At 64.3% G+C, this 11,590-nt stretch carries 12 protein-coding genes; 3 read left to right on the forward strand and 9 right to left on the reverse strand.

What is annotated here, in order from left to right; translation table 11 throughout:
* Positions 1-75: 75 nt before the first annotated feature.
* From D1223_RS07890 to D1223_RS07905, 4 genes are all read right to left on the reverse strand, one after another.
* Positions 76-960: a F0F1 ATP synthase subunit gamma gene (locus tag D1223_RS07890; RefSeq protein WP_119375846.1), complete on the reverse strand. Its 885-nt coding sequence runs from the start codon at positions 958-960 to the stop codon at positions 76-78.
* 28 nt (positions 961-988) lie between these two features.
* On the reverse strand, positions 989-2,524 hold the full coding sequence (gene atpA / locus D1223_RS07895) for a F0F1 ATP synthase subunit alpha (protein WP_119375847.1): 1,536 nt from the start codon (positions 2,522-2,524) through the stop codon (positions 989-991).
* 7 nt (positions 2,525-2,531) lie between these two features.
* Entirely contained in the window at positions 2,532-3,092 is a 561-nt protein-coding gene (gene atpH / locus D1223_RS07900; protein ID WP_119375848.1) for an ATP synthase F1 subunit delta, read from the reverse strand.
* A gap of 173 nt (positions 3,093-3,265) precedes the next feature.
* On the reverse strand, positions 3,266-5,434 hold the full coding sequence (locus D1223_RS07905) for a primosomal protein N' (RefSeq protein WP_119375849.1): 2,169 nt from the start codon (positions 5,432-5,434) through the stop codon (positions 3,266-3,268).
* Between the two features lie 127 nt (positions 5,435-5,561).
* Between D1223_RS07905 and D1223_RS07910 the strand changes: the two genes are divergently transcribed.
* Positions 5,562-6,347 carry an enoyl-CoA hydratase/isomerase family protein gene (locus tag D1223_RS07910; protein ID WP_119375850.1) on the forward strand — a complete coding sequence of 262 codons (786 nt, stop codon included), beginning with the start codon at positions 5,562-5,564 and terminating at the stop codon, positions 6,345-6,347.
* 45 nt (positions 6,348-6,392) lie between these two features.
* On the forward strand, positions 6,393-7,289 hold the full coding sequence (locus D1223_RS07915) for a tyrosine recombinase XerC (RefSeq protein WP_119375851.1): 897 nt from the start codon (positions 6,393-6,395) through the stop codon (positions 7,287-7,289).
* A gap of 11 nt (positions 7,290-7,300) precedes the next feature.
* On the opposite strand, the gene D1223_RS07920 is transcribed toward D1223_RS07915, so the two are convergent.
* From D1223_RS07920 to D1223_RS18930, 4 genes are all read right to left on the reverse strand, one after another.
* On the reverse strand, positions 7,301-8,038 hold the full coding sequence (locus tag D1223_RS07920; protein ID WP_119375852.1) for an enoyl-CoA hydratase/isomerase family protein: 738 nt from the start codon (positions 8,036-8,038) through the stop codon (positions 7,301-7,303).
* Between the two features lie 71 nt (positions 8,039-8,109).
* Positions 8,110-8,967 (reverse strand): SDR family oxidoreductase, encoded by an 858-nt coding sequence (locus D1223_RS07925; RefSeq protein WP_119375853.1) that lies wholly within the window; start codon positions 8,965-8,967, stop codon positions 8,110-8,112.
* 37 nt (positions 8,968-9,004) lie between these two features.
* Positions 9,005-9,469, reverse strand: a complete 465-nt coding sequence (locus D1223_RS07930; protein ID WP_119375854.1) for an ASCH domain-containing protein — start codon at positions 9,467-9,469, stop codon at positions 9,005-9,007.
* Positions 9,459-9,968: a hypothetical protein gene (locus tag D1223_RS18930; RefSeq protein WP_199288200.1), complete on the reverse strand. Its 510-nt coding sequence runs from the start codon at positions 9,966-9,968 to the stop codon at positions 9,459-9,461. The genes D1223_RS07930 and D1223_RS18930 overlap by 11 nt, the downstream gene beginning before the upstream one ends.
* Positions 9,969-10,050: 82 nt before the next feature.
* Here D1223_RS18930 and D1223_RS07940 point away from each other — a divergent pair, with 82 nt between their 5' ends.
* On the forward strand, positions 10,051-11,265 hold the full coding sequence (locus D1223_RS07940) for an FAD-dependent oxidoreductase (RefSeq protein WP_119375855.1): 1,215 nt from the start codon (positions 10,051-10,053) through the stop codon (positions 11,263-11,265).
* 3 nt (positions 11,266-11,268) lie between these two features.
* Here the strand turns inward: D1223_RS07940 and D1223_RS07945 are convergent, their stop codons facing one another.
* Positions 11,269-11,520, reverse strand: coding sequence for a DUF2312 domain-containing protein (locus D1223_RS07945; RefSeq protein ID WP_119375856.1), 252 nt, complete (start codon positions 11,518-11,520; stop codon positions 11,269-11,271).
* Positions 11,521-11,590: the final 70 nt, after the last annotated feature.

An 11,590-nucleotide genomic window follows, 5' to 3' on the forward strand; every position in this document is an offset into this window, starting at 1 on the left:
GCGGCAGTCGCCTGCGTGGATGCGCGCGCGCTTGTTGGAGAAGTGTTCGTAAACCCAGAAATCCATCGTCTTATCCTACAGGGCCTCGGCACCGGAGATGATCTCGATCAGCTCCTTGGTGATCTGGGCCTGACGGGCCCGGTTATATTGCAGCGAGAGGTCGTCGATCATCTCGCCGGCATTGCGGGTGGCGTTGTCCATGGCGGACATGCGCGAGGCCTGCTCGCCCGCGCCGCTTTCCAGCATGGCGGAAATGATCTGCGTGTTGATGTAGCGCGGCAGCAGCGTCTCGAGGATCTCTTCCTGCGAGGGCTCATACTGGTAGATCGCGCCTTGCAGGTCGATCGTCTCGGCATCTTCCGGCGCCTTGGCGGGGATAAGCTGCTGGGCGGTCGGGACCTGGGTCAGCACGTTCTTGAACTGGCTGTAGACGAGGGTTGCGACGTCGAACTCGCCATCCTCGAAGCGCTGGGTGATCTCGCTGCCGAGGCCGATGCCGGCGTCGGTATAGTCATTGCCGCGCACGTCAGAGAGGTCGACATGGCCGATGAACAGCTCGGCATATTCGCGCTTCAGCTGCTCGCGGCCCTTCTTGCCAACGGTCAGGATCTTCACCGTCTTGCCGCCCGTGATCAGCTCACGGATGACCCGGCGTGCTTCCTTGACGACATAGGAGTTGAAGCCGCCGCACAGGCCGCGCTCGGCGGTCATCACGACGACAAGATGGGTGTCGTCCTTGCCCGTTCCGGAGAGCAGCTTCGGTCCGCCTGCGCCGTCGCCCATGGAGCCGGCGAGGTTGGCCACCACGGCCGACATGCGCTGGGCATAGGGACGGGACGCCGAAGCGGCTTCCTGCGCACGCTTCAGCTTGGCGGCAGCAACCATCTGCATCGCCTTGGTGATCTTCCGCGTGGATTTCACGCTGTTGATCCGGTTTTTCAGATCCTTGAGGCTGGGCATCGCTCAGCTCCTGATAGCGTGGTCGGACTTAGGCGAAGGCCTTGGTGAATTCGTCGAGCGTTGCCTTGATCTCGGCATCGATCTCGTCGGTCAGGGCCTTTTCCTTGCGGATCTTGGCGAGCAGGTCCTTCTTCGCACCGCGCAGGTGGGTCAGGAGTTCCTTCTCGTAACGGGTCACCTGACGGGTCGGAACGCCGTCGAGATAGCCGCGCGTACCGGCGTAAAGCACGACAACCTGCTCTTCCATCTGCAGCGGCGAGAATTGCGGCTGCTTGAGGAGCTCGGTCAGACGCTCACCGCGGTTCAAGAGGCGCTGGGTCGCGGCGTCGAGGTCGGAGCCGAACTTCGCGAAGGCGGCCATCTCGCGATACTGGGCGAGTTCGCCCTTCATCGAGCCGGCAACCTTCTTCATCGCCTTGGTCTGGGCAGCAGAGCCCACACGCGACACCGACAGGCCGACGTTCACGGCCGGGCGGATGCCCTGGTAGAAGAGGTCGGTCTCGAGGAAGATCTGACCGTCGGTAATCGAGATGACGTTCGTCGGAATATAGGCCGACACGTCGTTGGCCTGCGTTTCGATGATCGGCAGGGCCGTCAGCGAGCCGGAGCCATGGTTCTCGTTGAGCTTCGCCGCGCGCTCGAGCAGGCGGGAGTGGAGATAGAACACGTCACCCGGATAGGCTTCGCGGCCCGGCGGGCGGCGCAGCAGCAGGGACATCTGACGATAAGCAACGGCTTGCTTGGACAGGTCATCATAGATGATCAGCGCGTGCATGCCATTGTCGCGGAACCATTCACCGATCGTGCAGCCGGTGAACGGGGCGAGGTATTGCAGCGGGGCCGGCTCGGACGCGGTGGCCGAAACGACGACCGTGTAGTCCATGGCGCCGCGCTCTTCGAGCGTCTTGACGACCTGGGCCACCGTGGAGCGCTTCTGGCCGATGGCGACATAGACGCAGAACAGCTTCTCGCTGTCGTCCTTGGCAGCATCGTTGGTCTGCTTCTGGTTCAGGATGGTGTCGACGCAGATGGCGGTCTTGCCGGTCTGGCGGTCACCAATGATCAGCTCGCGCTGGCCGCGGCCGACCGGGATCATGCCGTCAATGGCTTTCAGGCCGGTCATCATCGGCTCGTGCACGGATTTGCGCGGCAGGATGCCCGGGGCCTTCACGTCAACGCGATTCCGCGAAGCGACATCGGCGATGGCGCCCTTGCCGTCGATCGGCTCACCCAGCGGGTTCACGACGCGGCCAAGCAGGCCCTTGCCGACCGGTGCGGCCACAATCTCGTTGAGGCGTTTGACGGTGTCGCCTTCCTTGATGCCGCGGTCGTCGCCGAAGATCACGACGCCGACATTGTCGGCTTCCAGGTTCAAGGCCATGCCCTTGATGCCACCGTCAAACTCAACCGTTTCACCGGCCTGGACATTGTCGAGGCCGTAAATACGGGCGATGCCGTCACCGACGGACAGCACCTGGCCAACGTCGGAGACCTCTGCCTCGACGCCAAAATTTTCGATCTGGGATTTCAGGATGCCTGAAATTTCTGCAGCGCTGATGTCCATCGAGCTTCTAAGCTCCCTTCATGGCGGTGTTCATACGGTCAAGTTTCGAGGCGACGCTGGTGTCGATCAGGGTAGATCCGACGCGCAGCTGGATGCCGCCAATGAGGCCGGGTTCGACCTCGGTTTCAAGTTCCACATCGCTTCCGACAGCTTTCTTCAGCACAGCTTCAAGCTTCTTGCGCTGGTCGGCAGTCATCTCTTCGGCGGTCCGGGCGAGGGCCCGCTTTACGCCGCGATGTTTCGCGTAGAGTTCGTCAAAGTGGCCTGCTGCGCTCAACACCTCATCGGAGCGGCCATTGGTGGCCATCGTGGCGAGGAAGTTGGAAGCGATCTTGCTGAGGCCAGCCTTGGCGGCAACGGCGACGAGGCCCTTGGCCTTGTCCTCGCGCGCAAAGGCGGGCGACTCCAGGAGAACGGACAGGTCCTTGCTGCCCGCCGCCATGGCGATCAGGCTTTTCAGGTCCTTCGAGACCGTTTCCAGTTCGCCTTTTTCGTTGGCGAGATCGAACAGGGCGCTCGCATAGCGGCGCGCCGTTTCATTGGCATGGGAGGCGGAAGATGCGGCCAAGACCTAAGTTCCGTCTGTTGTCGGGCGGAAGTGCCCCGAGAGTGAAACACAAGCATATGGGCTGGCAGGCAATGAGCCCCAACCCGATGCATGGAGGGGCGCTTAGCACTTCGTCTGAACCCTGACAACATGGCCGCAGCGGTAGAATTGCGACCGATTGGCACATTCCTCAATCAGAGGAAGGAATATGGGTCGATATCGGCGGAGACGCGCACGGCGGTCGGCAGCTTAAGTCCCTTCAGCCATGCCGCCATATAAGCCGACAGGTCGATCTCGCGTGTGCTGGTGACGAGAAACCGGATGCGGTGGCGTCCGCGCAGGATCCCGATCGGGGCCGGGGCCGGGCCGTAGACCGTGATGCCCTCGCCATTCGGCGCTGCCGCGCCGGTGAGGCGACCAGCCTCCTCGATCATCTCCGCCGACGGGGCCGACAGGATCAGCGCCGCCATCCGGCCGAAGGGCGGCAGGCCAAGTTCGGCCCGCACATCCCGCTCGATCTGCAGGAAGCCATCGCGATCCCCCTCGGCCAGGGCGATCATGGCGGGGTTCTCGGTCGCATAGGTCTGCACCAGCGCACGGCCCGGCCGTTCGGCACGGCCTGCGCGGCCGGCCACCTGTGACAGGAGCTGGAAGGTCCGCTCGCCCGCGCGCAGATCTCCGCCCTTCATGGAACTGTCGGCGTCGACAATGCCGACCAGGGTGAGGTTCGGGAAATTGTGGCCCTTGGCGACAATCTGCGTGCCGACCAGCACATCGATCTCGCCCGCCGCCATGCGCTCGACAATGCCGCGCGTATCCTCGCCGGTCTGGGCGGTGTCGGATGAGAAGATCTCCACGCGGGCTCTGGGCAGCAGCTGGCGCACCTCCTCGGCCACGCGCTCCACGCCGGGGCCAACGCCCATCAGCGAGTCCTTCGCCCCGCACATTGGACAGGCGGCCGGTTTCGGCATCGACCAGCCGGTGAGGTGGCAGACGAGGCGATTTGTATAGCGGTGCTCGGTCAGCCAGCTTTCCGTCGCCGGGCTTTTCAGCCGCTCACCGCAGGCCTTGCAGATGACGAGCGGTGCATAGCCCCGCCGGTTCAGGAAGAGCAGCGATTGCTCGCCCGCCTCGAACGTCTCGGTCAGCGCATGGGTGAGCCTTGAAGACAGCCAGTGACCCTTCTCCGGCGGATCGTTGCGCAGGTCGACGAGCTCTATGTCCGGCAGCTTCGCCGCACCCGGGCGGGCCGAGAGTTTCAGGCGCTGGTAGCGGCCCTGTTCGGCATTCACCACGGTCTCAAGCGCCGGTGTCGCGGACGCCAAGATAATCGCAGCGTCTTCCAGCTTGGCGCGCATCACGCCCATATCGCGCGCATGATAGGTGACGCCATCTTCCTGCTTGAAGCTGGTGTCATGCTCCTCATCAACAATGATAAGCTTGAGGTTCCGGAAAGGCAGGAACAGCGCCGAGCGCGCGCCGATCACGATGCGCGCGCGGCCATGCGCAGTCTCCCGCCAGGTGCGGCGGCGTTCGGCATCGCTGAGACCGGAATGCCAGGGCGCCGGCGGGGCGCCGAAGCGCGCTTCGAAGCGTTTCAGCACGGCCTGCGTGAGCGCAATTTCCGGCAGCAGGACCAGCACCTGCGCGTCCCCTGCCTTCGAAAGGGCTTCGGCGATGGCCTCGAAATAGACTTCTGTCTTGCCCGAGCCGGTGATGCCGTCGAGGAGGAAGGGCTGGAAGCCACCTTTCGCGATGGCCGCGCGCAGCGTCTCGCCGGCCTCCTGCTGCTCGCCCGTCAGATGCTCGCCGCGCCCGAAATTGGTCGGCTGGGGGTAGGGCAGGTCGGTCTCGACTTCGCGGGCGTCCAGCGAGCCGACCTCGACAAGACCTTTCACCACGCCGGGCGAAACACCCGCCTGCCGGGCCAGCTCCGCGGCATTGGTCGGGCCAGCCTCACGGGCCGCCTCCAGGACCTTTATCCGCGCATCCGTCATGCGGTTGGAGCGATGCCCCGTTGGCACGTAGAGCGTCTGCGTCGGCGACGGAGTGAGCCCGCCACGGGCGCGCAGCACCATGGCCAGCACATGGCCGGGATGGGCGACATTGTATCGGGCGGCAAAGCTCACGAATTTCCGCATCGCTTCGGTCATCGGCGGGACAGGAAAGACATCGAGGACCGGCTTCAGCTCGCGCGTGTCGTCCTCCGAGCGTTCCTTCACCTCCCAGACAACGCCGGTCCGCTCGATCTTGCCGAGCGGGGCGCGGACATAGCTGCCGGGCTGCACGTCGAGGCCGTCCGGAATGGCATAGTCGAACGGCTCAGGCAGGGGCAGCGGGAAGAGGATGCGGGCGAGTTTCATGTGTCAGCAGGGTTTAGTCCGGCCAGCCGATTCCGTCACCCATCGGTTGCTGCTTGGCGCGGCGTCACGATTGACGCGGCGGGCCGTGCTGGCAGGCTTCCCGGCAAAAGATAAAGCGGAGGAACGCATGAGTGAGATCCTGAAGATCGAGACGCATGACCATATCAGCGTCCTGACCCTGAACCGGCCGGAAGCAATGAACGCGCTGGACTATCCGCTTTATGCCGCGCTTGAGGATGCCGTGCGCGAAAGCGAGGCGCGTTGCATGATCATCACCGGCGCGGGTGAGCGGGCCTTCTGTTCCGGCGATGATGTGAAGCAGATCCTCTCCAAAGGCGCGCCGTCCGATGAGAGCATGGCAAAGCGCTCACAGAAGACAGGCGGGCTGACTCCAGCAGCCGATGCGCTCCTGCACACCGACATCCCGGTGATCGCGGCGATCAATGGCTTCGCCCTCGGCTGGGGGGCGGAGCTTGCCATCATGGCGGACATCCGCGTCATGGCCGATACGGCGAAATTCGGTGAGATTTTCGTCAAGCGCGGCCTCTGCTGCGACGCGCCGGGGCTTGGCCGGCTGGCGCAGCTTGTCGGGCGCGAGCAGGCAAGTGAGCTTCTCTTTACCGGCGACATCATCGATGCGGCGCGGGCAAAGGAGATCGGTCTTGTCAGCCGCGTCGTGCCACAGGCCGACCTCCTGCCGACTGCGCTCGGGATCGCCCAGAAGATCGCCGCCAACCCGCCCCAGGCCGTCCAGGCGCTTAAGGCGGGCCTGCGCCGCACGCTGGATCCGGACTGGCGCGATACGGGGCTGTGGGCGATCACCGAAATCCGGCGGCTGATGCAGACCGAGGACGCCAGGGAGAGCGCCGCGGCCTTCATCGAGAAGCGCGACCCGGTGTTCACGGGGCGGTAGGGGGCCTTCAATTCCTCCTTAATCCCTTCCACGGACACTCGGCGGATGGAAATCCTGTCCGCCTTTCTCGAGCATGTCCGCCAGCAGCGGCGGCTCGCCGACAATACGGTCGAGGCCTATGGCCACGACCTGACAAGCTTTTTCGGCTTCCTTGAGGGGCATCTGGGCGAAGAGGTCGGCATCAAGATCTTCCGCCACCTTCACGCCAGCGACATTCGCGCCTTTCTTGCCAGGCGCCGCCGTGACGGGCTGTCGGACGCCTCGATTGCGCGGCTGCTCTCGGCCATCAAGACCTTCTATCATTGGCTCGACCACCATCACGGCATCGAGAATCCCGAAATCGCCTTCCTGCAGGGCCCGAAGCGCGGGGCGCGCCTGCCGCGGCCCGTCTCCGTGGCGGCGGCGCGCGACATGATCGAGACGGCCGAAGCGTTTGCCGAGGAGCCATGGGTCGCCGCTCGCGATGTTGCCGTGCTGACGCTGCTCTATGGTGGCGGCCTGCGTATATCCGAGGCGCTGAACCTCAATGGCGACAGCGTGCCCGCGCCCGAGCGCCTGCGCGTCGACGGCAAGGGCAAGAAGGTGCGGATCGTGCCGCTCATCCCGGCCGTGCGCCAGGCGATGGAAGAGTATGCCGCGCTCTGCCCATGGCGGATCGGCAAGGATACCCCGCTTTTCTATGGCGTGCGCGGCAAGCGGCTGCAGCCAGCCATTGTTCAGAAGAATGTGCAGGTGCTGCGCGCCGCGCTCGGCCTGCCGGAGACGGCGACGCCGCATGCGCTGCGCCATGCGTTTGCAACCCACCTGCTGGCTGAAGGCGCCGATTTGCGCGCCATCCAGACGCTGCTCGGCCATGCCAGCCTGTCGACGACGCAGGTCTATACGGGCGTGGATTCAGAACGCCTGCGCGCCGTCGTCGCAAAGGCGCATCCGCGCGCCTAGGGAGACCGGACCTACTTCTTCGTGAAGGCGGCGATGCGATCCTGCATGTCCGGGCCGACGCCTTCATTCTCCATGATTTCCCATTGCAGGCCGGCATCGAGAGCATCCATGTCGGTTGCTTCCAGAAGCCGCTTGTTCGCGGCGTGGCTGAAGGCGGAGTTTTCAAGGATGCGCCGGGCGAAGGCGCCAAGCTCGGCCTCGAAACTGTCGTCCGGATACACCGCTTCGCAGAGGCCGATACGCAGGGCCTCATCAGCCTTGACCGTCTCGGCGGTGAACATAAGGCGTTTGGCTGTCGCCGTGCCGACGCGGCGAGGCAGGCGCTGGCTCATGCCCCAGATCGGCGTCAGCGCCCATTTCGCGTGCGTGTCGGCAAACCGGGCCGACTGCGCCGCGAGGATGAAGTCGGCCGCCAGCGCCACTTCCAGCGCGCCGGTATAGCAGTGTCCATGCACCGCCGCGATCACGGGCTTGGGAAGCTTTTCCATCAGGCGCAGCGTTTCCGAATGCCAGCCGCGTGAGGGGACCTCTTCACCCGATGCGATATCGGCAAGGTCATGACCGGCCGAAAAGCACTTGCCGGCCCCCTTCAGGATGACGCAGCCGACACTGTCATCTGAGCGCAAATCGCTCACATGGCCGCGCAACGCCTTGAACATGCCCACCGTCAGCGCATTCAGCTTGTCCGGCCGGTTAAGTGTCAGCCAGCAGATGCCGTCTTCATCCCTGCGTGTCACCAGTTCGGTCATGATGGTCCTCCCTTTTGGGACTGCACCTTAGCGGGCCGGGCACGCCCATCAATTGGTGACGCAGGGGCCGGTCAGTCGTCCTTGCCGGAAAGCCCGAAGCGCTTTGCCATGACCTTGTCGACCGTGCGTTTGGGCAGCAGGGTCGGGATGGTCCAGTTGGTCAGCTTGTTCGGAACCGGCGCATAGCGGGCCTTGGGGCTGTCATCGCTGAGCGCCTTTTCGATCGTCTCTCCGATCACTTTCGGCTCCAGACCTTCGCGTCCGCCTTTCAGCATGACATCGGCGAACTTTTCGATCGGCTTTGCCCAGATCGTATTGGCATAAGGCTCGTGCTTGTTCATGTCCTCGGCCTTGTCCCAGATCGGTGTCTTCACTGCGCCAGGGCCAATGGCGATGGCATCGATGCCGTAGACGACCAGTTCGCGGCGCAGGCTGTCGGTCAGCGCCTCGACGGCATGCTTGGTGGCGGCATAGGCGCCCAGGAAAGGCGCCGAAAGACGCCCGCCAACCGAGGTGATATTGACGATCCGTCCCGGTTTTCCTTCTCGCGCCTCGTCCATGCCGAGCAGGGGCAGGAAGGCCTGCGTTGCGCGCATCAGGCCAAAGACATTGACCTCGAAATGCTGCTCGATCTGGTCGAGTGGCTGGAGCGCGAGCGGGCCCATATTGGCGATGCCGGCATTGTTGACGAGGCCGTCGAGCGTCCTGCCCTCCAGCGCCTTGGAGACGGCGGCCACCGCGGCCTTGACCTGGTCGGGCTTTGCGACATCGAGGATCAGCGGGGTGATATTCCCGCTCGCCTGCTTCAGGGGCTCGCCATCGGAATGCTTGCGCACGCCCGCGAAGACTTTCCAGCCATTGGCGGCGAGGTGTTCGGCAGCCGCCCGGCCAATGCCGGTTGAGGCGCCTGTGATCACGACTGTCTTCATGGGTCGGGGCTCCATAAGCTTTGGACGGAAGCGTCCGTCATTCCGGGTTGAGAGTCCAGATAAGCCGGAACCGCTCGAAGACGATGGGTTCGTCCTCGGAGAAGATCGTGCCCTCACGCCCGCACTCGCGGTGGAAATAGGAAAGATGGGCGGCGCGCCAGTAGTCGAGCGAGCGGTCGCCTTCGCCCTCCACCCAGGCAAAATCCTCCGTGACGGTGTTGAAAGGCGCGATGTCGACACGCGTCGTCTCGATGACGCAGGCCGGCCCGTCCTGCTCATCGAGGACGAGCGAAAGGTCGCCCGTGGCGGGCGGGCGGAGACCGAGCTTCTGGTAGAGGCCGAAACGGCTCGCTGTCGCCTGCTTGGTTCCCGCGAGGACAAGATCCAGCAGCTCGCGCGCCAGGTCCGGCCCGTCGCCGAACGCGAAGATGTCATAGGGATTTCTGAGATCGCCTGTGTCGGCCTGGAAGCGATCCCAGGCCGCGCGCTGCTCAGGCGTCATCCTTGCCGCCTTCGATAACGCGGAATGCCGGACGCTTTTGCGGCCTTGGAGGGGCAGGCGGCGCAGTTTTCTTCATCAGGTCGCTGCCCTTCACGATGCCAAGCTCCGGGCGTTTTTTCTCAGGTGGAGACGCAGGCGGCGGGCTGTTCCCGGCCTCCTCGATATCCTCATCAAGCTGTCGGACACGCGGCGTGTAGGCGGGTTTCTTCTTTGCGCCGAGTGGTTTGCGCTGTTTGAAGCCGCTGCCCTTGCCGCGCGCCTTCTTGTCGATTTCGCGCAGCTTCTGGGTCTGCAGGGCCGACATGGGCTCTTCGAGACTGCCCTTGTCCGGGTCGGCGAAGGCGGAGCCGAACTCCTCGATGCGCTGCTCGACCTCTTCTAGGAACTCCCTTTCCCAGTCCGAAAGGGGCGGGCCTTCGCCGCGCGCAGCCAGCTCGGCCGCCTTGCGCAGTTTACGCAGGGCCTTGCGCTTCTTCCGTTCGTCGACTTCGCGTGGCATGACAGGAAGAGGTCTTAGTGCGGTTTGAACCGAACACAAAGGCGGAGCGTTATCTTCAGTCAGTCGGGAGGTTGAGTGGAAGATGAGCGAGCGGATGGAAACCGGGTGTTGCATCGCGGGCGGCGGACCGGCGGGCATGATGCTCGGCTACCTTCTGGCCCGCCAGGGCATCGACGTCACCGTTCTCGAAAAGCATGGTGATTTCCTGCGCGACTTTCGCGGCGACACCGTCCACCCGTCGACCATGCAGGTGCTGGATGAGCTTGGCCTTCTGGAGGCTTTCCTGAAGCGCCCGCACCAGAAAACAGAACGCGTTGCCCTGCACCTGAACGACCGGGCCTACGAGATTGCCGACTTCACACACTTGCCGGTCGCGGCCCGCTTCATCGCCTTCGTTCCGCAATGGGAGTTTCTGGATTTCCTCGCCGATGAAGCGCGCAAGCTGCCGAATTTCCGCCTGATGATGTCGACCCGTGCCGACGAACTCCTCGTCGATGAGGGCCGCGTCTGCGGGATCTGGGCGCGCACGGACGATACGACGTTCGAAATCCATTCACCGCTGACCGTGGCCTGTGACGGGCGCGATTCCACGCTGGTCCCGGCGGCGGGATTCGAGATCGAGGAGAAGGGCGCGCCGATCGACGTGCTCTGGTTCCGCCTGCCGCGCGAGGACCGTCATGGCGAGGGCGAGTCGCTCGGCTACATGAAGGCGGGTGGTTTTCTTGTGACGCTCAACCGCGGTGACTACTGGCAGTGCGCGCTGGTTGTCCGGAAGGGCGCGGATGCCCTTGTGCGTGGCGAAGGGCTGGAGGCGTTCCGTGCCCGCATCGCTCACCTTGCCCCACACCTTGGCGACGAGGCAGAGGCCATCGAGCGCATGGAGGATATCAAGACGCTGAACGTGCAGGTCAGCCGGCTGGAGTGCTGGTGGCGTGAAGGCCTTCTGGCGATCGGGGATGCGGCGCACGCCATGTCGCCGGTTGGCGGGGTGGGTATCAATCTTGCGCTACAGGACGCAGTGGCCGCAGCGCGTATCCTTGCCAAGGATTTGAAAGCTGGATCGGTGCGCCATGAAACGCTGGAAGCGGTCCAGAAGCGGCGTGAATGGCCAGCGAAAATCACCCAGGCCGCCCAGGTGTTTGCGCATGACCGGTTCGTCATTCCCGCGCTCGAGGCAGAGGGCGAGCTGCCCGTGCCATGGCCGGTGAAACTGCTGAACGCCGCGCCCTTGCTCCGGCGGCTGCCGGCGCGGGCGATCGGCCTTGGGCCGCGCCCGGAACACTGGCGCGGCGGCTGAGCCTCAGGCCTCGCCGAGGGCGATCATGTAGGTTTCGAGCAGGCTTTCCTGTTCCTGGCGCTCATCGCGGTCCTGCTTGCGCAGGCGCACGACCTGGCGGAGAATCTTGGGGTCATAGCCCATGGCCTTGGCCTCGGCATAGACGTCCTTGATCTGGTCGGCGACTTCCTTCTTCTCCACTTCGAGGCGCTCGATGCGCTCGACGGTCAGGCGCAGCTTTTCGCGCGCGGCATCTGTCAGCTTTCCATCTTCCATGGGGCTTGCTCCGGTTAACCCTTGTCGACGGGCGGGGTTCTAGAGGCTTGCCGCGGTCTTGGCGACCCTG

It is taken from the genome of Henriciella mobilis, assembly GCF_003576285.1.
GTDB lineage: Bacteria > Pseudomonadota > Alphaproteobacteria > Caulobacterales > Hyphomonadaceae > Henriciella > Henriciella mobilis.